Source organism: Oryzihumus sp., from assembly GCF_054325275.1.
On sequence record NZ_JBTCWL010000005.1, the window covers coordinates 13,729 to 38,200 of the forward strand.

Sequence of the window (24,472 nt, forward strand, 5' to 3'; positions counted from 1 at the left end):
CCCGTGGCACGACCGGGCGGCCGCGGGCTGGAGCGCTACCTGCTCGACGGCGAGCGCATCGTGGTGGCGATGCACCAGCACTGGGCCAAGGTGGCCGAGCCGGTGGCCTCGGTTCTCGCCGCGCTGGTGGTGGTGACCTGGCTCGACACCGAGCTGCCGCGCGGGGCCGGGCTGTTCGCCGACCTCATCTGGTGGGCATGGTTCGCCGTGCTCGGCCGGACCCTCTGGCGGCTGGCGAACTGGCGACATGACTGGTTCATCGCCACCGACAAGCGGCTGCTGCTGACCTACGGGCTGTTCACCAGCAAGGTGGCGATGATGCCGCTGGCCAAGGTCACCGACATGTCCTACAGCCGCTCGCTGGTGGGGCGGGTCATGGGCTACGGCCAGTTCCTCATGGAGAGCGCGGGCCAGGACCAGGCGCTGCGCCGGGTGAGCTACGTGCCCCACCCGGACCGCACCTACCGGGCGATCTGCGCCGAGCTGTTCGGCGTCGAGGACCCGGAGCTGGAGGAGACCACCGAGACGGTCGAGCTGCCCGACCCGGACGTGCCGCTGCACCGGCCGATGCACCGTCCGGTCCACCGGGCCAGCGACGACTACTCGCGCGGGATCCCCGTGCACGCCCCGGCCCCGCGCCGGCACCCCGATCCGGGCGACGACACGGGGCCGATCAACCTGCTCTCCGGCGACTGAGCCTCACTCGTCGCCGGCGCTGACCAGCGTCTCCTTGAGCTTGGCGACGGCGAAGCCCCAGCCCTGGCTCAGCTTCGGCTTGGGCGGCACCGCGATCTCCTCGGGGTTGGTCAGCACGTCCAGCAGGACCGGGCCAGGCGTGGCGAGGGCGACCCGCACCGCCTCGTCGACCTGGTCGGCCTCGGTGACCCGCACGCCGGTCAGCCCCACCGCCCGCGCGACCGCGGCGAAGTCGGGGTTGTCCAGGACGGTGCCGAACTCCGGCAGGCCGCCCTGCTCCTGCTCGAGCTTGACCATGCCGAGCCGGCCGTTGTCGAAGACGACGAGCTTCACCGGCAGCCGGTGGGTCACCGCGGTGATGAGGTCGCCCATGAGCATCGACAGCCCGCCGTCGCCACAGAACGCCACGACCTGACGGTCCCGGTCCAGGGCCGCGGCACCGAGCGCCTGGGGCATCGCGTTGGCCATCGAGCCGAGGTTGAAGGAGCCGAGCAGCCGGCGCGACCCACGCATCTGCACGAACCGGCTCAGCCACACCGTCGCCATGCCGGTGTCGGAGGTGAAGATGGCGTCGTCGGCGGCGTGCCGGTCGATCGCCGCGGCCAGCACCTCCGGCCGGATGCGCTCCTCGGGGTTGTCCAGCTTGCGCCGCAGCAGCCCCTTGGGGGTGCGGTCGTATGCCGGGTCGGCCAGCCGCGCCTGCCGCTCCTGCCACTCGGTGAAGGTCTTGCGGGCGGCGTCGAGGTGGCTGCGGTCCGGCTTCACGGCGACCCGCTGCGTCAAGGCCCGCAACGTCGGCGCGGCGTGCCCGACGAGCGGGAGGTCGACCGGGATCCGGCGCCCGATGTGCTCGGGGCGCACCTCGAGCTGGATGACTGTCTTCCCGTGCGGATAGAACTCGCGGTAGGGGAAGTCGGTGCCGACCATCAGCAGGACGTCGCCACCATCGAGGGCCTGCTGGGCGGCCGGGTTGCCGATGAGCCCGGACTGGCCCACCTCGTAAGGGTTCTCGTGCTCGAGTCCCTCCTTGGCCTTGAGCGTCAGCACCATCGGCGCGCCGAGCCGCTCGGCGAGGGCCAGCACCTCCTCGCGGGCGCCGCGTGCCCCCTGGCCGACGAGCATCGTCACGGCCCCGGCCCCGTCGAGCAGTTCGACCGCCCGGTCGAGGGCCTCCGGCGCCGGCACGGTCTCGGGGTGCTCGTCGACGAACCGCGGAACGGGCGTGTGCCTGGGCAGCTCCAGCCCACCGACGTCACCGGGCAGGGTCAGCACCGCCACGCCCTGCCGGGTCAGCGCCGCGTTCACCGCCTGCTCCACCATCGCGGGGATCTGCTCGACGCTGGTCACCGTGCGGCTGAACTCGGCCACGTCGCTGAACAGCGCGTCGTTGTCGACCTCCTGGAAGAAGTCGCTGCCCAGCTCGGCCAGCGGCACCTGGCCACAGACCGCCAGGACCGGCGCGTGGGACTTCTTCGCGTCATACAGGCCGTTGAGCAGGTGGACCGAGCCCGGGCCGACCGTGCCCATGCACACCCCGAGCCGGCCGGTGAGCTGGGCCTGCGCCGCGGCGGCGAACGCGCCTACCTCCTCGTGACGCACGCCGACCCACTCCAGCCGCTCCTCGCGTCGGATGGCGTCAGTGACGGGGTTGAGGGCATCCCCGACCACACCCCAGATGGTGCGAACGCCGTGGTCGGCGAGGGCCTGGACCAGCAGCTCGGCAACGGTGGTCATGTCGTCTCCTTCGGTCGTGCGGGTGCAGGACGGGCAGGTCGGCGCGGGTGGGGTCTCCGGGTCGCCGCGCGGTCAGGGCTGGAAGCGGTCGGGGTCGGCCCGCTCCCAGTCCGCCAGCCACGACTGCGGCGGCTGCTCCAGAAGTTGCCCCGGACGCAGGTGCTCAAACAGCTGGTCGTAGCCGACGGTCGTGGTGTGGTCGATGCGCCGCCGCAGCATGTGCGGGCGCAGCTCGTGCGGGCCGTGCAGCCCCATGGACGCGATGACCTGGGTCGCCTCGGCCACCGTGGCATCGTGGAAGCGGTGCACCCGCTCGGTCTTGTCCCCGACGTCGAGCGCCCGCATCCGCCGCGGGTCCTGGGTGGTGACGCCGACCGGGCAGGTGTTGGTGTGGCAGCGCTGGGCCTGGATGCAGCCGGTCGCCATCATCATCGCCCGCGCCGCGTTGGTGTAGTCGGCCCCCTGGATGAGCCGCTTGACGATGTCGACCCCGGTGGAGACCTTGCCGCTCGCGCCGACCCGGACCCGGTCACGCAGCCCGGCCCCGACGAGGGCGTTGTGCACGGTGAGCAGGCCCTCGGTCAGCGGGCTGCCGACGTGGTCCTCGTACTCCAGCGGCGCCGCGCCGGTGCCGCCCTCGGCCCCGTCGACGATGATGAAGTCGGGGGTGATGCCCTCGGCGACCATCGCCTTGCAGATGGCGAGCACGTCGGTGCGGGAGCCGACGCACAGCTTGAACCCGGCCGGCTTGCCGCCGGCCAGCTCGCGCATCCGGGCGATGAAGTGGACCAGCTCGCGCGGGGTGGAGAAGACCCGGTGGTATGCCGGTGACACGCACTTCTCGCCCTGGGGCACGTTGCGGGCCTCGGCGATCTCCTTGCTGACCTTGGCCGCCGGCAGCACGCCGCCGATGCCGGGCTTGGCGCCCTGGCTCAGCTTGAGCGAGACCATCTTGACGTGGTCGTGGGCGGCCTTGTCACGGAACATGTCCGGGTCGAAGTCGCCGTCCTTGGTCCGGGCGCCGAAGTAGCCGCTGCCGATCTCCCAGACCAGGTCGCCACCGTGCTCGAGGTGGTACTTCGTCAGGCCGCCCTCGCCGGTGTCGTGGGCGAACCCGCCCTTCGCCGCGCCGGCGTTGAGCGCCAGGATCGCGTTGGCGCTCAACGCCCCGAAGCTCATGGCCGAGACGTTGAGCAGCGACATGTCGTAGGGCTGCGTGCAGTCCGGTCCGCCGATCCGGACCCGGTGCGGGTGCTCGGGGGTGTCGAGCGGGCGGCTGGAGTGGACGAGGTACTCGTAGCCGATGGCGTTGACGTCGCGCTCGGTGCCGAACGCCTGCTCGCCGTGGATGCCCTTGGCCCGCTCGTAGATGATCGAGCGCGTGTCCCGGTCGTAGGGCCGGCCGTCGAAGTTGCGCTCGATGAAGTACTGCTGCAGCTCGGGGCGGATCCCCTCGAGCAGGAAGCGCATGTGCCCCAGCACGGGGTAGTTGCGCAGGATGGAGTGCCGCCGCTGGAGCACGTCCCAGATCCCCAGCGCGAGGAGGAGGGCGAGCACGGCGAGCAGCGCCCACCAGCCGGGACCGCCCAGGACGGCGGCGAGCGTGACGAGCGCGCCGGTGACGAGCACTGAGGCGCCGAGGAAGAAGCGCAGCATCCGGACCTGCCTTCCCATGGGGGTTCGGCCCGACACCACAACAAGGGGGTGACAGGCGTCGGGGGAACAGGTCTACAGCAGGGGCCTGTGTTCCGCAGGTCCGTGCGGCGACACCGCACCGTGCGTCCACTCAACAAGACCGCCGTCCATGATGTGGACTACTGCAAAAGGCGCATTTTGGCTTCGTCACTATGGGCGACCCGCGCACGCTCGGTCTATGGTGTCGAGCGCTGTGCACAGGGAAGGCACACCTCACCCACAAGGAGCAGCCAGTATGAGTGTGTTGCGCACCAAGACGATCGAGCAGTCGATCGCCGAGACCGACGAAGAGGGCCACCAGCTCAAGAAGCGGCTCAGCGCGCTCGACCTCACCGTCTTCGGCATCGGCGTGATCATCGGCGCCGGCATCTTCACCGTCACCGGCAAGGCGGCGGCCCAGTACGCCGGCCCGGCCATCGTCATCTCGTTCGTCATCGGCGCGATCTGCTGTGGCCTGGCGGCCCTGTGCTACGCCGAGTTCGCCTCGACCGTGCCGGTCTCCGGCTCGGCCTACACGTTCTCCTACGCCTCCCTCGGCGAGCTCGTCGCCTGGATCATCGGCTGGGACCTGCTGCTCGAGCTGATGCTCGGCGCCAGCGTCGTGTCCCAGGGCTGGTCGGAGTACGCCGAGCTCTTCCTGGGCAAGATCGGCATCACGTGGCCGGCCTCGCTCGCGCCGGGCTCGCACTTCGACCTGCTGGCGTTCCTGCTCGTCGCCGCGCTCACGACGCTGATCGCCATCGGCATCAAGGAGTCGATGCGGGTCAACCTGGTCCTCGTCGGGCTCAAGCTCTTCATCGTGCTGTTCGTGATCTTCGCGGGCATCGGCTACGTCAAGACCTCGAACTACACCCCGTTCATCCCGCCGTCGGTCAAGGGCCAGTCCTCCAGCGGCCTCGGCGCCCCGCTGATCCAGCTGCTCTTCGGCTTCCAGACGGCCACGTTCGGCGTGCTGGGCATCGTCGCCGGTGCCTCGATCGTCTTCTTCGCCTACATCGGCTTCGACGTGGTCGCGACCACGGCCGAGGAGGCCAGGAACCCCCAGCGCGACCTGCCCCGGGGCATCATCGCCTCGCTGGCGATCTGCACCGTCCTCTACATCGCCGTCGCCCTCGTCATCACCGGCATGGTGCGCTACGACAAGATCGACGAGAAGGCAGCGCTGGCGAGCGCGTTCGCCTCGGTCGGCAAGGGCGGGTTCGCCACGATCATCGCCGCCGGCGCCGTCGCCGGCCTGACCACCGTCGTCATGACCCTGATGATCGGTGCGACCCGTGTCGTCTTCGCCATGAGCCGCGACTGGCTGCTGCCCAAGCGCCTGGCCAGGGTCAACCACAAGACCGGCACCCCGCTGACCATCACCATCGCCATCGGCACCGCTGTCGCGCTGATCGCCTCGATCACACCGATCGGCAAGCTCGAGGAGATGGTCAACATCGGCACGCTCGCGGCGTTCACCCTGGTGTCCATCGCGATCCCGCTGCTGCGCAAGCGCCGCCCCGACCTCAAGCGGGCGTTCAAGGTGCCGGGCAACCCGGTCGTGCCGATCTTCGCCGCCCTGGTCTGCTTCTACCTGATGCTCAACCTCAGCGTGGAGACCTGGCTTCGGTTCGTCATCTGGATGGTCCTCGGCTTCGGTGTCTACTTCTTCTACTCCCGCCGCAACAGCCGCCTCGAGGTGGCCGACCAGGAGGGCGTGGACGCGATCGAGCTCGGCGAGACCGCGGGCGACCCGGTCTGACCGCCGCCCCACCACGCACGATCGGTATGCCGCGCCGGGACTCCCGGCGCGGCATACCCGTGTCTGGGGACGGGCTCAGAGACCCTTGACGCTCGCGACGACCTTGGTCAGCGACTCCTTGGCGTCGCCGAACAGCAGCGTCGTCTTGGGGTCGTAGAGCAGCTCGTTCTCGATGCCGGCGAAGCCGGGGCGCATCGAGCGCTTGAGGAAGACGACCTGCTTGGCCTGGGAGACCTCGAGGATCGGCATGCCGTAGATCGGTGCGCCCGGCGTCGTCTTGGCCGCCGGGTTGACCACGTCGTTGGCGCCGACGACGAGGGCGACGTCGGTGGTCGCGAACTGCGGGTTGACCTCGTCCATCTCCTTGAGCGCCTCGTAGGGCACGTTGGCCTCCGCCAGCAGGACGTTCATGTGGCCCGGCATGCGGCCGGCGACCGGGTGGATGCCGTAGAGGACCTCGACGCCGCGCGCCTCGAGCAGCTCGGCGAGCTCACGGATCGTGTGCTGTGCCTGGGCGACGGCCAGGCCGTAGCCGGGGACGATGATGACCTTGCGGGCGTAGCCGAGCAGGATCGCGACGTCCTCCGGTGAGCCCGAGCGCACCGGCCGCTCCTCGCCCGGGCCGGCCGGGCCGGCCGCCTTCTGGCGGAACGCGCCGAACAGGATCGAGGCCAGGCTGCGCCCCATCGCCGCGGCCATGAGCCGGGTCAGGATGGTGCCGCTGGCCCCGACGAGCGTGCCGGCGACGAGGAGCAGGACGTTGTCGAGGACGTAGCCGCTGGCCGCGACGGTCAGGCCGGTGAACGCGTTGAGCAGCGAGATGACGATCGGCACGTCGGCGCCGCCGACCGGCAGCACGAACAGCACACCGACCAGCATCGACACCAGCGCGAGGGCGAGGACGAGCAGGCCGTTGACCTCGCCGTTCCGGACGTCCAGGACGATCGCGACGGCCAGCCCCACCGCGACCGCCAGGCTGCCGCCGAAGACGACCGGGCCACCGGGGAAGGTGACCGGCCGGGTCGTCATGATCTCCTGGAGCTTGGCGAAGGTGACCACCGAGCCGGCGAAGGACACCGCACCGACGAGGACCGTGAACGCGCCCGCCGCGGCAGCAACGTATGCCGTGCCGGTCACCGGAGGCACGAAGGTGCTGCCACTCAGCGGCGCGTAGGCGAACGAGCCCGTGTTGCCCATGACGAGGGCGGACACCTGCCCCACGCCGGGCAACGACATGGTGCGGGTCAGCTCGAGGCCGGCCACCAGCGCGGCCGCGGCGCCGCCGACGCCGTTGAACAGCGCGACCAGCTGCGGCATCTGGGTCATCGCCACCCGCCGCGCGGCAGGGACACCGAGCGCGGTGCCGACGGCGATGGCCAGCAGGATGAGCAGCACGTGCTTGAGGTCGGTGGACAGGAACGCCACGAGCACCGCAAGCACGGCACCGGCGGCGCCGATGAGGTTGCCGCGACGGGCCGTGGCCGGGGAGGACAGGCCCTTGAGCGCGAGGATGAAGCAGACCGCGGCGACGAGGTAGCCCAGCGAGGTCCAGGTCGTGTCGAGCAGCCTCATCGACCGGCCTCCTGCGAGGCGGCGGGGCGCTGGCCGCGGCCCTTGAACATCTCCAGCATCCGGTCGGTGACCACGAAGCCGCCGACCATGTTGACCGTGGCGAGGACGACCGCGAGCAGCCCGAGGACCAGCCCGAGGGTCGAGGTCGTCTGCCCGGTGACGATGATCGCGCCGACGAGGATGACGCCGTGGATCGCGTTGGCGCCGCTCATCAACGGGGTGTGCAGCGTCGTCGACACCTTGGAGACCACCTCGAACCCGACGAACACCGCCAGCACGAAGATCGTCAGCAGGGTGATGCCGTCCATCAGTCCTCCAGGAGAGCAGCGGTCGGGGCATGGCGGACCACGCCGTCGTGCACGATGCACGCACCGGCGAGCACCTCGTCGTCGAGGTCGAGCGTGAAGCCCTCCTCAGACAGGCCAAGGGCGAGCAGGTTGACGACGTTGCGGGCGTAGAGCCGGGAGGCGTCCACGGGCATCGCCGACGCGGGGTCGGCCATGCCGTAGACCCGGACCCCGCCGACCTGGACCTCTTCCCCCGCAACGGATCCCTCGACGTTGCCGCCGCTCTCGGCGGCGAGGTCGACGACGACGGAACCGGCCGGCATACCGGCGAGCATGTCCTTGGTGACCAGCTGCGGGGCCGGGCGGCCCGGCACCGCGGCGGTGGTGATGACCACGTCGGACTTGCTGATGAAGGGCGTCAGCGCCTCCTGCTGGCGACGGGCGCGGTCCTCGGTCAGCTCGCGGGCGTAGCCGCCTGCGCCCTCGACCACGTCGAGGCCGAGATCGAGGAACGTCGCGCCCATCGACTTCACCTCGTCGGCCGAGGACGGGCGCACGTCGTAGGCCTCGACCACGGCGCCGAGCCGCCGGGCGGTGGCGATGGCCTGCAGCCCGGCGACGCCGGCACCGAGGACAAGCACCTTGGCCGGCGGGACGGTGCCCGCGGCGGTCATGAACAGAGGGAAGAACCGCGGCAGCCGCATGGCCGCCTCGAGCGCACAGCGGTAGCCGGCGACGAGCGCCTGCGAGGTGAGCGCGTCCATGGACTGCGCGCGCGAGATGCGCGGCACCAGCTCCATGGCCAGCGCGCTGATCCCGTTGTCGCGCAACGCTTGTATGCCGGGCAGCTCGCCCGTGCCGGTCACGAACCCGACCGTGGTGCTCCCCCGTCGGAGGCGGGCGACCTGTTCGGGCAGGAGGGGGCGGACGTGCGCGACGAGGTCGGCCTCGGCGAGGACGTCACCGTCGACCACCTCGGCGCCGGCATCGCGATAGGCCTCGTCGGAGGCGAGGGCGGCGGCCCCGGCCCCGGACTCGACGCGGACGGAGTGACCCTGCGCGGTCAGCGTGGCGACGGCGTCAGGGGTGAGGGCGACCCGGCGCTCTCCGCGCCGGGTCTCTGCAGGAACGGCCACCAACATGACCCGAACCTAGGGCCTGAGGGTGTCCACTGGGCAGACTTCCGGCTCACATTCTGGTCGTGAGTGCGGTCACGTCGGGGTGCGGCGGGATGGCTGCGCGCCGCCGGGGGTGCGCTCAGACGAGGCCGAGGACGATCAGCGTCATCAGGGCGATGAGCACGACCGCGCCGAGGAAGAGGCTGGAGCCGACGTCGCGCTGGACCTCGGCGTAGGGCACCGGGCGGTGCTCCGCGTCGTACGGGTAGCGGCGGGGCTGCTGGCGGCGAAGAACACGGGTGGTCATGGCGTCTCCTGGTGGGGAGTCGGTGGCGCCGGCGCCTGGGTGCGGCGCGGTCACCGTTGGGGACACGGCAAGAATAGATTCGCTACGTTGCGTATCGCAAATCCTCTCGCCCGATGTCTTATTGCGAGAGAGTTGCAACAAGAGGGCGAGGCTCCCTAGGCTCGGACCCATGACCCTCACCGCCGCGCCCGCGACCCAGACCGGCGACGACGCACCGCGCGGCCGGTGGGGCCTGGGCCCGGCGGAGAGGCGCAGCCTGTGGGGCATGGCGGGGTTCATCGCCGCGCTGCACCTCGTCGGCTGGGGGGTGCTCATCGGGCTGGTCAGCCCGGCGCACTACCAGGTGGGCGGCCAGCTGTTCGGGGTCGGCCTGGGCGTGACCGCCTACACCCTGGGCATGCGGCACGCCTTCGACGCCGACCATATCGCGGCCATCGACAACACCACCCGCAAGCTCATGAGCGAGGGCAAGCGCCCGATGAGCGTGGGCTTCTGGTTCAGCCTCGGACACAGCTCGGTCGTCTTCGTCATGGTGGCGCTGCTCGCCTTCGGGATCCGGGCCCTGGCCGGGCAGCTGAGCAACGACCAGTCCTCGCTGCAGCAGGCGACGGGCGTCTGGGGGACCTCGGTCTCCGGCTTATTCCTCATCGCCATCGGCCTGGTCAACCTCGCGGCGCTGGTGGGCATCCTCAAGGTGTTCCGCCGGATGCGGCAGGGCCACTTCGACGAGGCGGCGCTCGAGCAGCACCTCAACAACCGCGGCTTCCTCAACCGCGTCCTGGGCCGGGTCACCCGCGCCGTGAGCAAGCCGTGGCACATGTACCCCACGGGCTTCCTGTTCGGCCTCGGCTTCGACACGGTCACCGAGGTCGGGCTGCTCGTCGTGGCCGGCGGGGCCGCCGCCGCCAGCCTGCCGTGGTGGGCGATCCTCACCCTGCCGGTGCTCTTCGCGGCGGGCATGTCGCTGCTGGACACCATCGACGGCTCGTTCATGAACTTCGCCTACGGGTGGGCCTTCTCCAAGCCGGTCCGCAAGATCTACTACAACATCACCGTCACGGCGCTGTCCGTCGCGGTGGCGCTGGTCATCGGCGTCATCGAGCTGGTCGGTCTGCTCGCCGAGAAGCTCGACATCACCACCGGGCCGCTGGCTGCGGTCGCCGCGATCAACCTCAACGACGTCGGCTTCTGGATCGTCGGACTGTTCGTCGCCACGTGGGCGCTGGCCCTCGCGGTGTGGCGCTTCGGCCGGATCGAGCAGCGCTGGGAGGCGAGCCTCGCCGACTGAGGCGAGCAACCGGCCTACCCGCCGCGACAACTTCCTCTTGATCCTGTCAATCGGCTGAGAACGGCCCTGCTCGTCCTGTTGACTGTCCGCCACTCGGGGGGACGCCGCAGTTCTCCCACGTCATGAGGAGAACGATGACGGACAGAACGATCGGGGCCAGGCTGCTAGCCCTCGCCCTCGCCGGAGGCCTGGCGACGCTGGGGGTGGCCGCCACGGGCGCCCAGGCAGCCCCTGCGCCCAAGGACCACGGACAGAAGGGCAAGGGCACCCTCAAGGCCCAGGCCCGCGGTGACAAGCTGGGCCAGCACGACCGGCAGCTGCTGGCGCAGGCGCGCCAGAAGGGCACCGCCCGGGTCACCGTGATGCTCGCGACCAAGGCCGGCGCCGCCAAGGACGTCGACGCCTCGGTCCGCAAGCTGGGCGGCTGGGTGGGCTACCGCAACGACAAGCTCGGCTATGTCCGTGTGGAGCTGCCGACCGGCAACGTCACCAAGGCCGTCGCCCTGGCCAACGTGCTCAAGGTCGACCTGAAGGAGAACGTCCAGGAGGACAACCCCCGCGAGCAGAGCTCCGCTGCGGTGCCCTCGAACGTCTCCGGGCCGGGCAGGAACACCCCGGACAGCAACCCGTACATGCCGACGAACGAGACCGGCGCGGTCGCCTTCAAGCAGAAGCACCCGACGTTCGACGGCCGCGGCATCACCATCGGCGTGCTGGACAGCGGCGTCGACCTGGACCACCCGGCGCTCGCGAAGACGACGACGGGCGAGCTGAAGATCACCGACTGGGTCACCGCCACGGACCCGCTGACCGACGGCGACGCGACGTGGCGGGCCATGCTGACGCCCGCCAGCGGCGGCTCGGTGACCTACGCGGGGGCCACGTGGACGCTGCCCGCGGGCAGCTACCGCATCAACAAGTTCTCCGAGGCGATCACCGCGGGCAGCGAGCCCGAGGGTGACGTCAACCGCGACGGCGACACCACCGACGTCTTCGGGGTGCTCTACGACCCGTCCACCCACGACATCCGCGTGGACGCCAACCAGGACCACGACTTCACCGACGACCCCGTGATGCGCCCCTACCGCGAGGGCCACCAGGTCGGGCACTTCGGGAAGGACGACCCAGCGACCAAGGACGTCGTCGAGTCGATGCCCTTCGTCGTCGAGTACCGCCAGAACGTCGACCTGGCGCCGGTCGGCCTGCCCGGCAAGGCCGACTTCGTCAACATCGGCATCCCCGAGGACGCCCACGCCACGCACGTCGCCGGCATCACCGCCGCCAACGGCATGTTCGGCGGCAAGATGAACGGTGCGGCCCCTGGCGCGAAGATCGTCTCCTCGCGCGCCTGCACGTGGGGCGGCGGCTGCACCAACGTCGCGCTCACCGAAGGCATGATCGACCTCGTCGTCAACCGGCGCGTCGACGTTGTCAACCTGTCGATCGGCGGGCTGCCCGCGCTCAACGACGGCGCCAACGCCCGCGCCGAGCTCTACAACCGCCTCATCGAGGACTACGGCGTCCAGATCTTCATCTCGGCCGGCAACAGCGGCCCGGGCATCAACACCGTCGGTGACCCCTCGGTTGCCTCGGACGCGGTCAGCGTCGCGTCGTCGGTGTCCAAGGAGACCTGGCTGGCGAACTACGGCTCTGCCGTCTCCTCCGCCATGAACGTGCACAACTACTCCTCGCGCGGCCCGCGCGAGGACGGCGGGTTCAAGCCGAACATCTCCGCGCCCGGCTCGGCGATCTCCACCGTGCCCCGCTGGCTCAAGCAGCCCGACGTGTCCGGGGTGAAGTACTCGCTCCCGGCCGGCTACGCGATGTTCAACGGCACCTCGATGGCCTCGCCGCAGGCCACCGGGGCCGCGGCCCTGCTGCTCTCCGCGAGCCGGGCAACGGACACCCCGGTCACGCCGGCCCAGCTGCGCGCGTCGCTCTACAGCACCGCGAAGTTCATCAAGGGCGTCCCGGCGATGGCGCAGGGCAACGGTCTGGTCGACGTCAACGCGGCGTGGACCCTGCTGTCACGGCGTCCGGTCGTGCAGGGCTACGCCACGTCGGCACCGGTCTGCACGCCGATCTCGCAGTACCTGACCACCCCCAACGTCGGCACCGGCATCTACAACCGCTGCGCCGTGGGGCAGGGCGGCCAGGCTGCCGGCTCGAGCAAGACCTACCCGGTCACGCTCACCCGGACGTCCGGGCGCGCCGGCAACGTCACCCACACGCTGAGCTGGGTGGGCAACGACGGCACGTTCACCGCGCCCCGCACGGTGGTCCTGCCGCTCAACAAGCCGACGACCGTCACCGTGACCGCCCGCCCCGGTGCGGGTGCCCACTCGGCCATCCTCCAGGTCAACGACCCGGCCACGCCGACGGTCGACCACGAGGTGCTGGCCACCGTGGTCGCCCCGACGACGCTGGCGTCGCCGTCGTTCGCGTCGACCACCAGCACCACGGTGCAGCGCAACCTCACCAACAGCGTGTTCGTCACCGTCCCGGCGGGCGCGAAGGCACTCCAGGTCAACCTGTCCGGCATCGCCACAGGCAGCCAGACCCGGTTCATCGCCTTCAACCCCTACGGCGTGCCGGTCGAGGACACCTCGTCACTGGGCTGCTACACCAACTTCAGCGACGCCAAGGCCTGCAACCCCACGACCCGCGCCTACGCGGACCCGCTGCCGGGGGTCTGGGAGATCGAGGTGGAGTCCCGTCGCACGTCGCCGTTCCTGACGAACCCCTACCGGCTCACCGCAGCGGCGCAGGGCGTCACGGTCTCCCCGGCAACGCAGACCCTGGACTCGGTCACGGCCAACACCCCCGCCCCGGTCAGCTGGACCGTCACCAACGGCTTCGGCCCCGTGACGATCCAGGGCCACGGTGGGCCGCTCGGCAGCGCCGCGTCCTCACGGCCCAGCATCACCGAGGGCACGCAGCAGGAGTACACCGTGGAGGTGCCCGCGGGAGCCACCCGTCTCGACGTGGCGATCGGGAACACGAGCGACGTGGGCTCGGACCTCGACCTCTACGTCTACAAGGGCACGTCGGACGACACGCTCGTGGGTCAGTCGGCTGACGGCGACGCCGAGGAGTCCGTGAGCCTCGCGGACCCGGAGCCGGGCACGTACACGGTCGTGGTGGACGGCTACGCGGTGCCTTCTGGCACCACCGCCTATGACTACCGCGACGTGTTCTACTCCCCGGACCTGGGCACGCTGGCGGTCTCCTCCTCCGCGAAGTCGCTGGGGCTGAACGGCAGCAGCACGATCTCGGGCGTGCTGACCGCACAGAAGGCACCCGCCGCGGGCCGCCAGCTGTTCGGCGAGATGACGGTGTCCAGCTCCGAGGGCGCTGTCCTCGGGCGCGGGTCCGTGCTGATCGGCTCGGTCACCCCGTGACCCGGGCCGGCTGACAGCCGGCGCAGCACCAGGGAGGCCCCGCAGGCGACACGCCTGCGGGGCCTCCTGCGTCCAGGGTCAGCGGTGGACGACCCGCTGGACCACCAGGGGCGTCCCCTGCTGGCAGGTCGTCAGGAGGTCCGGCTGGAGGACTCCCTCGACCTCGACCCGGTCGCCCGAGTGAAGTTCGCTGCGCCCCCCGAGGAGCAGGTACTCGGTGCCGCCGCTGCTCAGCGTCAGGCAGCCCGCCTCCACGCCGGCGGTGACGGTGCCGACGACCCGGATGTGCTGGCCGGACGATGGTTTCGGATGCGCCACGGTCGGGTCTCCCTCGGAGGTGTGGAAGGTCGGGGTCCCGGCGGACGCCCCGGAGGTCCCCGGCGGGGTCGCCCGGCCGCACGCCGCCAGGCCGGCACCCGCCAAGGCGACGCAGAGGCTGAGGACGACGGCTGGTGCCGTGCGGGTGGTCATGCCGGTCCGACGGGCAGGTTCGGCTCGGAGTTCCCGGAGGCACCCGGCATACATCCGGACACGGCGAAACCCGCGTTTCACGGCCCCGAAGGGTTGGAAACGCGGGTTTCGCGGTGTTCGGTCGGGGGTGGCCCTCAGGTCAGGCGGTGCCGCCCACGTCACCGTGCGGGACGGGCTGGCCGAGGCGGCCGGCGTTGTGGTCCTCGAAGGCCTGCACCAGCTCGGCGCGGGTGTTCATGACGAACGGCCCGGCCCAGGCGATCGGCTCACGGATCGGCGCACCACCGAGGATCAGCGCCTCCATGCCACCGGCGTAGCGAGCCTCCTGCGTCTGCGCCGCCGACAGCCGAAGCGCCGAGCCCCGGCCCATGACGGCGAGCTGGCCGGTGCCGATCGGCGACTGGCCCGGCCCGACGAAGCCGTTGCCGCCCATGACGTAGACGAGGGCGTTGAAGTCCTCGCGCCACGGCAGCTCGAGCTCGGCACCGGGGTGGATCGTGGTGTGGATCATCGTCATCGGCGTGTGCGTCGAGCCCGGACCGGCAATACCCGCCACGTCACCGGCGATGACGCGCAGCAGCGCGCCACCGTCGGCCGAGCTGACCAGCGCGACCTCGCCGGAGCGCAGGTCCTGGTAGCGCGGGGCCTGCAGCTTGTCGGACTTCGGCAGGTTCACCCACAGCTGGAACCCGTGGAAGAGGCCGCCGCTGACGACGAGGTGCTCCGGCGGCGCCTCGATGTGGAGGATCCCCGAGCCGGCGGTCATCCACTGGGTGTCGCCGTTGGTGATGGTGCCACCGCCACCGAAGGAGTCCTGGTGGTCGAAGATCCCGTCGATGATGTAGGTCACCGTCTCGAAGCCGCGGTGCGGGTGCCACGGCGTGCCCTTGGGCTCACCCGGGGCGTAGTCGACCTCGCCCATCTCGTCCATGTGGATGAACGGGTCGAGCAGGCGCAGGTCGACGCCGGCGAAGGCGCGCTTGACCGGGAAGCCTTCGCCCTCGAACGACGACGGCGCGCTGGTGATCGACACCACGGGGCGCTGGGTCGCGACCGGGGACAGCGCCGGCACGCGGGGCAGGACGGTCAGGTCGGACACGGACACAGCAGGCACGACACGCTCCTCAGATAGTTTCTGATTCAACTATCTACCTGAACAAGGCCGCTGGTCAACTCATTCCCCCGGCAGGCCGTATGCCGCGCCGCCCACCTCCGCGCCGAGCGCCCCGGCGCCCGGCTGCTCGGTGCCAGGCCGCTCGTCGCCCGGCTGCTCCGCCTCGGCCGCGGACGCCTTGGCGGCCTTGCGTGCCTCCCGCCGGGCCCGTGCCTCCTCGGCGGCGGCCTCGGCCCGGGCCCGGGCCAGGGAACGCCGGGCCGAGCGGACCGTCCCGCCGATGACCGACGCGGCCAGCCAGGTCAGGGCCAGCGCCCCGGCCACGCGGGCCACGAGCTGCGGCACCGACAGGTTGCCGTCGAGCAGCAGCAGCTCGGCCGGCACGACGAGCAGCAGCGCGATCGTCACGGCCTCGCGCGGCGGCGCCGCGCCGACCTTGCGCGCACCCTTGCCCGGACCAGCGCCGGCACCCTTGGCCTTGCGGCTCATCGTTCTGCCTCCAACCGTGCGGTGAGCAGGTCGGCCCACACCTCGACCGTGGCGCGGCGACCGTCCAGCAGCCCGACCGGGACCGGGCACTGCGTGAGCACCGAGGCGGGGTCGGCCGTGGCCGCGACGTGCTCCAGGGCCAGGGCGTCGACCTGGCCGAGGCGCGCGGCCCAGCGGGCGACGTCCCCGGGCTTGCTCGAGGCGTGCACCACGCCCCAGGTCAGGGTCGGCGCCAGCGCGGCCAGCACCCCGTGCGCCCAGCCGCGCAGGTCCGGCAGCATCGGGGCGTCGACGACGACGACCTTGCTCGGCCGACCCTGCCCCCAGCTGCGGCGCTGGGCGGCCACCGCCGCCGCGTCACCGAAGACCCTGGCCAGCGGGACGCCCTGCACCGACGACGGCGAGGGCGTGACCACGAAGATGTCCCACTGGGCGGCGCCGATCTCGCGGGCCAGCGCCCCGGCCACGCGCAGGGCGGCGGGTAGCTCGCCGGCGAGCGCCAGCACCTGCCCGGGTGCGTGGGCCGGCAGCGGCGGGGCGGGGAAGGACTCCAGCCAGGCCGCGAGCCGGCGGTAGCGCACGACCGGGTCGTGGGCACCGACGAGCACGGTCGGCGGGATGCCCAGGGCCTCGGCCCGGCCGGTCAGGTCGGGGAAGACCCGTGGCGCGGTCCGAGGGACGGGCGCCGCCGCCTCCGCCACGGTGTCGTGGAGCCGGGCGAGGACGTCGGCGAACGCCGGGGTCTCGGTGGACACCTCCGGGGACGGCGCCGCACCGGCGCGCAGGGCGTCCTCCTGCGCGCTGACCCGGTCGGCCAGCTCCAGCAGCGAGGTGGCCGGCGCGGGCGGGGCGAGCACCGGCCCGGAGACGGTGCCGTCCGGGGCGACCCCGGACCGGACCTCGACCTGGCCGGGGCGCGGCGTCACCTCGATGACGAGGTGGAACCGCTCCCGGGCGAAGAAGCCGCCGACCCCGCCGCGGCGGACCCGTTCGGCGGAGACGATCCTCGCGCTGTTGCCGTACTCGGCACGCACCTGCTCCACCAGCGTGGGCAGGTGCGGGCCCTCAAGCTGTCGGCGCATGGGCGACCTCGACCACGCCGACCGTCGTCAGGGTGAGCGACCCGCCGAGCTCGGGGTAGGCCAGGACCGGCAGGCGCGGCGCGGCCGCCTCCAGCAGCCGGCGCACCGGCAGGCGCAGCGGTGCGGCGCAGACCAGGACCGGCGCCTCGCCGCGCTGCTCGGCCGCCTCGGCGAGGCGGGCCGCCTCGAGGACCAGACGCTCGGCATACATCGGGTCGAGCATGAGGAAGCCGCCGTTCTCCCCCGAGCGCAGCGACTCCAGCAGGTTCTGCTCCAGCAGCGGGTCGAGGGTGATGACCGGCAGCTTGCCGTCGACAGCGTGCGCCGCGGAGATCGCCGGGCCCAGCGCGGCGCGCGCCGCCTCGGCCAGGCCGTCCGGGTCGGTGCTGACCCGGCCGCGCGCGGACAGTGCCTCGAAGATGCGGACCAGGTCGCGGATGCAGATCCGCTCGGCGAGCAGGGCCTGCAGGGCGCGCTGGACCTCGCCGAGCGTCAGCGGGGTCGGGGTGAGCTCCTCGACGACGACCGGGTGCGTGGCCTTGACCATGTCGACCAACGCCTTGACGTCCTCGCGGCCGAGCAGCTGGTGGGCGTGGGTGCGCACGATCTCGGCCAGGTGCGTCGTCACGACCGAGGAGCGGTCGACGACGGTGGCGCTGGTCAGGCCGGGGTGGCGGCGCAGCTCGGCCGGCACCCACTTGGCGTCCAGGCCGAAGACCGGCTCCTTGGTGACCGTGCCGGGCAGGCTGGCCAGGTCGTCGCCGATGGCCAGGATCATCCCGGCCGGGGCCTCGCCGCGGGCGACCTCGACGCCGTGCAGCTTGATCGCGTAGGTCCGCGGCGGCAGGTCGAGGTTGTCCCGCGTGCGCACCAGCGGGATGACGATGCCGAGCTCGAGGGCCAGCTTGCGCCGCAGCGCCTTGACCCGGTCGAGCAGGTCGCCGCCGACGGTGGAGTCGACCAGGTCGATGAGGTCGTAGGCGAGCTCGAGCTCCAGCGGCTCGACCCGCATGTCGTTGGCGATGGCCTCGGGGCTGTCCGGCGACGGTCCCGCCGCCGCGGCGGCTGCCGCCTCGGTCTCGGTCGGGGTGGGCTCGCCGGTGGACTGCTTGGGCAGGCGCTGTGCGATCAGCAGGACCGACCCGCCGACCAGCATGAACGGCAGCTTGGGCAGGCCCGGGATGAGCGCCAGGAACAGGATCGCGGAGCCGGCGACCTGCAGGGCGCGGCGCTGCTGGCCGAACTGGTGCAGCAGGTCGCTGCCCATGTCCCGCTCGGTCGTCGCCCGGGTGACGATGAGGCCGGTGGAGATCGAGATGAGCAGCGCGGGGATCTGCGAGACCAGGCCGTCACCGACGGAGAGCAGGCTGTAGGTCGAGATGGCCTCGCCCATCGACTGGTGCCGCTGCACCACGCCGACGATGAACCCGCCGAGCAGGTTGACCACGGTGATGACGATCGCCGCGATCGCGTCGCCCTTGACGAACTTGGACGCACCGTCCATGGCGCCGTAGAAGTCGGCCTCCTGGGAGACCTCCTGCCGGCGGCGGCGTGCCTCGTCCTCGTCGATCAGGCCGGAGTTGAGGTCGGCGTCGATCGCCATCTGCTTGCCGGGCATCGCATCGAGGGTGAACCGCGCCGCGACCTCCGCGACCCGGCCGGCGCCGTTGGTGATGACGACGAACTGGATGACGATGAGGATGACGAAGATGACCAGGCCGACGACGATCGAGCCACCCACCACGAAGTGGCCGAACGACTCGATCACCTTGCCGGCGAAGCCGTTGAGCAGCACCAGGCGGGTCGCGCTGACGTTCAGCGCCAGCCGGAACATCGTCATGATCAGCAGCAGCGACGGGAACACCGCGAAGTCCAGCGGCTTGGTCACGTAGAGGCTGACGAGCAGGATCAGGACGGCGCCGGTGATGTTCACGGCGAGGAGCAGGTCGAGCAGCATCGTGGGCAGCGGGACCACCATCATGACGACGATGGAGATGATCGCTGCGGGGATGCCGATCTGACCGACGCGGCTGGACTTCACGAGACCTCACGGGATGGGGGCCAACCATCCGTGGCTGCTCCGGGTGCCGTCCTGGCGGGGCCCTATCGGCACGGCCGGCCCCGACCTGAGGATCAGGGCGTGGGCACCAGGCCCCGTGGCACCGGGCTGCGGTGCACCCCCACGGCGGTTCCGCGCAGGCGCAGCGACATGACGAACGCCAGCACCCGGGCCACCGCGTCGTAGAGCGCGACGGGGATCTCCTCCCCCACCTCGCACGCGGCATACAGGGCCCGCGCGAGCGGCACGTCCTCGACCATCGGCAGCCGGTGCGTGGCGGCCTCCTCGCGGATCCGCGTGGCCACCGCGCCGGCGCCCTTGGCGACCACCCGCGGGGCGCCGCTGCCGCTCTCGTACTTCAGCGCCACGGCCACGTGGGTCGGGTTGACCATCACCACGTCGGCGTCGCGGACGTTGCTGATCATCCGGTTGCGGCTGAGCTCGCGCTGGCGGCCGAGCCGGGCCCCCTTCTGGTGCGGGTCACCCTCGGACTGGCGGGCCTCGCGCTTGATCTCCTCGCGGCTCATCATCATCGACTTCTCGACCCGGCGGCGCTCGACGAGGTAGTCGGCGGCCGCGATGACCAGGCCGACGACCGCGACGACCCGCAGCAGGTGCTGGGCCGCGTCGACCGCCCCGAGCATCGCCGACGACAGCGACCACGCGGTGCCGGTGAACTGGGCGACGACGCCCTTGAGCAGCATCCACGCGACGACGCCGAGCAGGCCGAACTTCAGCAGCGTCTTGGCCAGCGACCAGGCCGCCTGCGCCCCCACCATCCGCTTGATCCCCTTGGCGACGTTGAGGTGCTCCCACTTGGGCTTGAACCGCTTGCTGGACACGCGCAGCCCGCCCTGGGCGACGTTGCCGACGAGCGCGACCACGACGGTGCCGAACAGCAGCGGCGCCAGCGCCCCGAGCATGCCGGTGACCGCGCCGCTCATCAGCTCGGTGGCGCGCTGCGGCTGCGGGTCGGCGATGACCTGCTGCACCTGCCCCATGAGCGTGGTGAACAGCTCGCGGGTATGCCGGACGGTCACCGGGGCGAGGAAGCTCACCGCGAGCACGGTCAGCCAGGCCGAGACGTCGGCGGAGCGGGCGATCCGCCCCTCCTTCACCGCCTCGCGGCGGCGTTGCGGGGTGGGCTTCTCGGTCTTCTGCGACTTGTCGCTCACGCCGCCCCCAGGATCCTCAAGGCAGCGGCCACATCGGTGGTGATCCGGTCCAGCAGGGCGCTGACGGCGCCGGGCAGCAGCCCGATGGCGACCCCGGCCAGCGACAGGGTGAGCAGGATCTTCAGCGGGAAGCTCATCGCCAGCACGTTCAGCGAGGGCACGGCGCGGCTGACGAGGCCGAGGGCGAGCTCGGCGAGGAAGAGCACGACCACGACGGGGGCGGCGATCTCGAGGGCGGCGACGAAGAAGCGCCCGACGTTGCTCGTGACCGTGCCGGCCAGCGCGCCGATGCTGACCACCCGCAGCGGCAGCACCTCGAAGGAGGTCAGGAAGCCCCGGATCAGCAGCAGGTGCCCGTTGAGGGCGAAGAGCAGGGTGACGGCGAGCAGCTGCTGCACTCGGCCGAACATGCTGCTGCTGACGTTGGACAGCGGGTCGTAGAGGCTGGCCAGGGTGAAGCCGCTGGCGAGGTCGATGAGCTCGCCGGCGGCCTGCACCGCGGAGAAGAGCAGCTGCGCCAGGAAGCCCAGGCTCAGGCCGACCGCCACCTGGAACAGGACGGCGCCGATGAGCGGGAACAGCTCCAGCGGCGGCGCCTGGCCGGACAGCCGCGGACCGACCGGCAGGGCCAGGGCGAAGGCCAGCGCCACCTTGACCATCGTCGGGATGGCGCGGGTGTTGAACGGCGGGGCCACGGCGAGCCACGCGCTGGCGCGGACGGTGGCGAGCAGGACCGCGAGCAGGGTGGCCGTGGGGACGGCGAAGTCCATCAGCCGCTCAGCAGCTGCGGCAGCGTGTCGAAGAGCTGGCGCGTGAAGTCGACGACCTCTCCGAGCATCCAGTGGCCGCTCAGCAGGATGACGATGGCTACGCCGAGCAGCTTGGGCACGAAGCTGAGCGTGACCTCCTGGATCTGGGTCACCGACTGCATCAGCGAGATGCCGAAGCCGATGGCGAGGCTGACGATGAGGATCGGCGCGGCGAGCTTCATCGCGATGATCATCGACTGCACGGCCAGGTGCACCACGGCGCTGTCGGTCATGACCTGTCCCTCCTCACGTCAGTGATAGCTCGTGACGAGCGACTTGGCGACCATGTCCCAGCCGTCCACCATGACGAAGAGCAACAGCTTGAACGGCAACGAGATCAGCACCGGCGGCAGCATCATCATGCCCATCGACATCAGGGACGAGCTCACGACGAGGTCGATCACCAGGAACGGGATGAAGATGACGAAGCCGATGATGAACGCCGACTTCAGCTCCGAGAGGACGAACGCGGGGATGAGCGTGGTCATCGGCACGTCGGCCGGCCTGGCCGGGGGCTTCTCCTTGCTGAGCTTCACCATCGTCGCCAGCTCGTCCTTGCGGGTCTGCCGGATCATGAAGTCGTGCAGCGGGGCGGAGGCGCGCTCGTAGGCCTGCTGCTGGGTGATCCTGCCGGCCAGGTAGGGCTGGACCCCCTTCGCGTTCATCTGGCCCAGCACCGGAGCCATGATGAACAGGCTGAGGAACAGGGCCAGCCCGGCCAGCACCTGGTTCGGTGGGATGGTCGGGGTGCCGAGGGCGTTGCGGGTCAGCGACAGCACCACGATGACCTTGGTGAACGAGGTCGTGAGCACCAGCAGGGCCGGGGCGACCGAGAGCACGGTCAGCAGCAGGATGATGCTCACCGTCTGGCTCGGCTTGCCGCCGACGGGGTCGACCTTGACCGAGACGTTGCCGGTGCCCTTGCCCGGGCTGGGGGTGGGCGCGGCCGGCAGCGCACCGAGGGCGGTCACGGCGGGGTGCGCGGCGACAGCCAGGGGCGCGGCGTGCGCGGTCGCAGCCGCCGAGACCGGCACGAACAGCGCGGCCAGGAGGAACAGGAGCACGACCAGCGGCTTGGCCCCCCGCGTGCGGGTGGGATCCTGCCGTGCGGTGCGTGCCGGGGACTGCGGCTCAGCCACGACGGGTCGTCTTCTCGCGCAACGACTCCAGCATCACGCCGAAGTCCAGGCCCGGCGCGGACCACTGGCTGCGGGGGCGCTCCCCCTCGACGCCGTCGGCCGTGTCACCGGCAGCGGGTCGACGCTGGCGCAGCCCGGCCGCCAGGCTGGAGGCCAGTCCCGACTGCAGCGTCGAGGTGAGGCCGGATCCGAGCCCGGGCAACGCCGGCTCCGGCGCGGCATACGACAGCTCTGCGGGGTCCAGCTCGCGCAGGACCTCCACCGAGCTCTCGGTGACCCCGAGGACGAGCACGTGCTCACCCACCTGGACCACCGAGACGGACGCGGTGCGGCTCAGGCCGTGGCGCGCCAGGACCTGCAGCGGCAGCTGGGGACGCGGGCGTGCGCCACCGAGCCCGAGCTGGCGCCGGCGCAGCAGCCGCGCCGCCAGGACCATGAGGCCGAGCACCAGCGCCAGGGAGAAGGCCAGCCGCACGAGCGTGGCCACGGCCGAGCCGTCGCTCATGCCCCAAGCCGGCCGTCGAGGTCGGGGGCGACGATCTCGGTGACGCGGACGGCGAACTCCTCGTCGACCACCACCACCTCGCCGCGGGCCATCAGGGTGCCGTTGACCAGCAGGTCCACAGGGCTGCCCGCCGCGCGGTCGAGCTCGACGATCGCGCCGGGGGTCAGGGACAGAAGCTCGCGGACGGTCATCCGGGTCCGCCCGAGCTCGACGCTGACGCCCATGACGACGTCGCGCAGCAGCTGCAGGCGGCGCGGGTCGACGACCGGGGCGCTCGAGCCCGCGAGGGGCTGGAAGGTGGCGGCCTGGACCGGCGCGGCCTGGGCCTGCGTGGCCCCCGCGTCCGCGGTCACGACGATGGCGGCGACCAGGGAGGTGCCGTCGAACAGGCCGGCCACCTGCTGCAACTCGCCGACGCCCACGCGCACCACCGTGGCGGCGTCGACCTCGCGGAAGGCCTCCTTCTGCAGCGCGCCGACCTGCACCCCGAACGCGGACACGACGTCCTCGAGGGCGGACTCCCACGTGGCCAGGGTGCCCGTCGCGCCGGCGGGTCCCTCGGCCAGGGCGGCGGCGGCCTCGGGGCCGACGATGAGCGCGATGTCCGCGGTCATCGGGCCGGAGACCCGCACCGCGAGGGCCACGGCGCCGGCGCCCTGGGTGAAGGTGCCCCGCTCGAGCGCGTTGAGCACCCGGGCCTCGAGCTGGCCGGCGGCGGGGATGCGCGCGGCGATGCTCTGGGCAGCGGTCTGCAGCGCGGTGGTGTCCACGGGGGAGGCGATGGCAGTCACGGTGGTCCTTGGTGAGGTGCGGGGCGGGAGTGGTGCGGGGCGGGGTGTGGCGTGCGGGACGGGTCAGGCGGAGACGACCTGGCAGGCCAGGCGCTGGCCCTGGCTGCCCGGCACCGCGGCGGCGACACGGATGCCGTCGGTCGCGACGCTGAGCGGCTCGGCGACGGGGTGGCGCAGCGGCAGCACATCGCCGACGGCCAGCGCGAGGACCTCCGAGGAGGTGAGGCTGACCTCGCGGAACGCGACGGTGACCTCGACCGGCACGGCATACAGCCGTTGCTCGACCTGGCGGGCCGCGACGCTGTCCGCGCCGGTGCGAGGGGTGCTCGTCCGGGCACCGACCTTGTCCAGCGCGGGCTGGAGTGTGGCGAACGGCAGGCACAGCGTGGAGACCGCCTGCTGGTCACCGATTCGGATGTCGAAGCGGGAGAGGATGACCGGCTCCGCAGGAGGGGCCAGCTGCATGAACTGCGCGTCGGACTCGAGGTTGACCACCTTGGGGTGGACCACGAGGTCGAGGGACTCGAAGGAGTAGGTCAGCTCCAGGACGATGCGCTGGACGAGCCGGCGGACCAGGCCGGTCTCGATGTCGGACAGGGCACGGGAGGGCTGGTTGCCCCCGCCGGGACCGCCGAGGAGCCGGTCGACGACGCCCATGACGATGTCCATGGGCAGCTGGAAGACGCCCTGCCCCGGCAGCTCGTCGAAGGAGAGCACCGCGAGCAGCGACGGGTTGGGCACGGAGGCGACGTACTCGTCGTACGTCGTCTGGCCCACGGAGCTGACGCTGGCCTGGGAGACCACGCGCAGGGTCGTCGAGAGCACGGTGGCGAACTGGCGCGCGAACGTCTCGTTGACGATCTGCAGCGCCCGCACGTGCTCACGGCTGAACCGATTGGGACGACGGAAGTCGTAGGCGTCCGACGAGGGCATCACAAAGTCACAGATCGGCCGAAACGGTCACGACCTGAGGAAGTCGGCGGAGGTCTGTCAACGCGA

At 71.5% G+C, this 24,472-nt stretch carries 22 protein-coding genes; 4 read left to right on the forward strand and 18 right to left on the reverse strand.

Annotation, left to right across the window (positions count from 1 at the left end):
- Positions 1-3: 3 nt before the first annotated feature.
- Complete coding sequence (locus ACXVGS_RS01905; RefSeq protein ID WP_458528473.1) at positions 4-696, forward strand: PH domain-containing protein; 693 nt, start codon at positions 4-6, stop codon at positions 694-696.
- Positions 697-699: 3 nt separating this feature from the next.
- Here ACXVGS_RS01905 and ACXVGS_RS01910 read toward each other — a convergent pair whose 3' ends face one another.
- Both ACXVGS_RS01910 and ACXVGS_RS01915 read right to left on the reverse strand, forming a co-directional pair.
- Positions 700-2,430 carry a thiamine pyrophosphate-dependent enzyme gene (locus tag ACXVGS_RS01910; protein ID WP_458536573.1) on the reverse strand — a complete coding sequence of 577 codons (1,731 nt, stop codon included), beginning with the start codon at positions 2,428-2,430 and terminating at the stop codon, positions 700-702.
- Between the two features lie 72 nt (positions 2,431-2,502).
- Positions 2,503-4,086, reverse strand: coding sequence for an FMN-binding glutamate synthase family protein (locus ACXVGS_RS01915; RefSeq protein ID WP_458531600.1), 1,584 nt, complete (start codon positions 4,084-4,086; stop codon positions 2,503-2,505).
- A 274-nt stretch (positions 4,087-4,360) separates the two neighbouring features.
- On the opposite strand from ACXVGS_RS01915, the gene ACXVGS_RS01920 reads away from it, so the two are divergent.
- Positions 4,361-5,866 carry an amino acid permease gene (locus ACXVGS_RS01920; RefSeq protein ID WP_458536574.1) on the forward strand — a complete coding sequence of 502 codons (1,506 nt, stop codon included), beginning with the start codon at positions 4,361-4,363 and terminating at the stop codon, positions 5,864-5,866.
- A gap of 75 nt (positions 5,867-5,941) precedes the next feature.
- On the opposite strand, the gene ACXVGS_RS01925 is transcribed toward ACXVGS_RS01920, so the two are convergent.
- The 4 genes from ACXVGS_RS01925 to ACXVGS_RS01940 all read right to left on the reverse strand — a co-directional run bounded on the left by ACXVGS_RS01925 (position 5,942) and on the right by ACXVGS_RS01940 (position 9,150).
- Positions 5,942-7,438 (reverse strand): NAD(P)(+) transhydrogenase (Re/Si-specific) subunit beta, encoded by a 1,497-nt coding sequence (locus tag ACXVGS_RS01925; protein WP_458531599.1) that lies wholly within the window; start codon positions 7,436-7,438, stop codon positions 5,942-5,944.
- Positions 7,435-7,746: an NAD(P) transhydrogenase subunit alpha gene (locus ACXVGS_RS01930; RefSeq protein ID WP_458528478.1), complete on the reverse strand. Its 312-nt coding sequence runs from the start codon at positions 7,744-7,746 to the stop codon at positions 7,435-7,437. The genes ACXVGS_RS01925 and ACXVGS_RS01930 overlap by 4 nt, the downstream gene beginning before the upstream one ends.
- On the reverse strand, positions 7,746-8,867 hold the full coding sequence (locus ACXVGS_RS01935; protein WP_458528479.1) for a Re/Si-specific NAD(P)(+) transhydrogenase subunit alpha: 1,122 nt from the start codon (positions 8,865-8,867) through the stop codon (positions 7,746-7,748). The genes ACXVGS_RS01930 and ACXVGS_RS01935 overlap by 1 nt, the downstream gene beginning before the upstream one ends.
- Before the next feature lie 115 nt (positions 8,868-8,982).
- Entirely contained in the window at positions 8,983-9,150 is a 168-nt protein-coding gene (locus ACXVGS_RS01940) for a hypothetical protein (protein ID WP_458528480.1), read from the reverse strand.
- Positions 9,151-9,319: 169 nt separating this feature from the next.
- Between ACXVGS_RS01940 and nicT the strand changes: the two genes are divergently transcribed.
- Together nicT and ACXVGS_RS01950 are read left to right on the forward strand one after the other, a co-directional pair.
- Positions 9,320-10,438, forward strand: a complete 1,119-nt coding sequence (nicT, locus tag ACXVGS_RS01945; RefSeq protein ID WP_458536575.1) for a Nickel transporter NicT — start codon at positions 9,320-9,322, stop codon at positions 10,436-10,438.
- A gap of 134 nt (positions 10,439-10,572) precedes the next feature.
- On the forward strand, positions 10,573-13,839 hold the full coding sequence (locus ACXVGS_RS01950) for a S8 family serine peptidase (RefSeq protein ID WP_458528482.1): 3,267 nt from the start codon (positions 10,573-10,575) through the stop codon (positions 13,837-13,839).
- Between the two features lie 78 nt (positions 13,840-13,917).
- Here ACXVGS_RS01950 and ACXVGS_RS01955 read toward each other — a convergent pair whose 3' ends face one another.
- From ACXVGS_RS01955 to fliM, 12 genes are all read right to left on the reverse strand, one after another.
- Positions 13,918-14,310, reverse strand: a complete 393-nt coding sequence (locus ACXVGS_RS01955; protein WP_458531598.1) for a hypothetical protein — start codon at positions 14,308-14,310, stop codon at positions 13,918-13,920.
- A gap of 139 nt (positions 14,311-14,449) precedes the next feature.
- On the reverse strand, positions 14,450-15,424 hold the full coding sequence (locus tag ACXVGS_RS01960; RefSeq protein ID WP_458531597.1) for a pirin family protein: 975 nt from the start codon (positions 15,422-15,424) through the stop codon (positions 14,450-14,452).
- A gap of 60 nt (positions 15,425-15,484) precedes the next feature.
- Positions 15,485-15,913: a hypothetical protein gene (locus tag ACXVGS_RS01965; protein ID WP_458528485.1), complete on the reverse strand. Its 429-nt coding sequence runs from the start codon at positions 15,911-15,913 to the stop codon at positions 15,485-15,487.
- Complete coding sequence (locus tag ACXVGS_RS01970) at positions 15,910-16,995, reverse strand: hypothetical protein (RefSeq protein WP_458528486.1); 1,086 nt, start codon at positions 16,993-16,995, stop codon at positions 15,910-15,912. Before ACXVGS_RS01970 ends, ACXVGS_RS01965 begins: the two co-directional genes overlap by 4 nt.
- A complete protein-coding gene (flhA, locus tag ACXVGS_RS01975) occupies positions 16,979-19,036 on the reverse strand; it encodes a flagellar biosynthesis protein FlhA (protein WP_458528487.1) in 2,058 nt (685 codons plus the stop codon). Before flhA ends, ACXVGS_RS01970 begins: the two co-directional genes overlap by 17 nt.
- A gap of 92 nt (positions 19,037-19,128) precedes the next feature.
- Complete coding sequence (locus ACXVGS_RS01980; protein ID WP_458534460.1) at positions 19,129-20,229, reverse strand: EscU/YscU/HrcU family type III secretion system export apparatus switch protein; 1,101 nt, start codon at positions 20,227-20,229, stop codon at positions 19,129-19,131.
- A complete protein-coding gene (locus tag ACXVGS_RS01985; RefSeq protein WP_141790343.1) occupies positions 20,226-20,999 on the reverse strand; it encodes a flagellar biosynthetic protein FliR in 774 nt (257 codons plus the stop codon). The genes ACXVGS_RS01980 and ACXVGS_RS01985 overlap by 4 nt, the downstream gene beginning before the upstream one ends.
- On the reverse strand, positions 20,999-21,271 hold the full coding sequence (fliQ, locus tag ACXVGS_RS01990) for a flagellar biosynthesis protein FliQ (protein ID WP_458528489.1): 273 nt from the start codon (positions 21,269-21,271) through the stop codon (positions 20,999-21,001). The genes ACXVGS_RS01985 and fliQ overlap by 1 nt, the downstream gene beginning before the upstream one ends.
- 18 nt (positions 21,272-21,289) lie before the next feature.
- Positions 21,290-22,177, reverse strand: coding sequence for a flagellar type III secretion system pore protein FliP (gene fliP / locus ACXVGS_RS01995; RefSeq protein WP_458528490.1), 888 nt, complete (start codon positions 22,175-22,177; stop codon positions 21,290-21,292).
- On the reverse strand, positions 22,170-22,682 hold the full coding sequence (locus tag ACXVGS_RS02000; RefSeq protein WP_458528491.1) for a flagellar biosynthetic protein FliO: 513 nt from the start codon (positions 22,680-22,682) through the stop codon (positions 22,170-22,172). Before ACXVGS_RS02000 ends, fliP begins: the two co-directional genes overlap by 8 nt.
- Positions 22,679-23,473: a flagellar motor switch protein FliN gene (gene fliN / locus ACXVGS_RS02005; protein ID WP_458531595.1), complete on the reverse strand. Its 795-nt coding sequence runs from the start codon at positions 23,471-23,473 to the stop codon at positions 22,679-22,681. Before fliN ends, ACXVGS_RS02000 begins: the two co-directional genes overlap by 4 nt.
- Before the next feature lie 63 nt (positions 23,474-23,536).
- On the reverse strand, positions 23,537-24,406 hold the full coding sequence (gene fliM / locus ACXVGS_RS02010) for a flagellar motor switch protein FliM (protein ID WP_458528493.1): 870 nt from the start codon (positions 24,404-24,406) through the stop codon (positions 23,537-23,539).
- Positions 24,407-24,472: the final 66 nt, after the last annotated feature.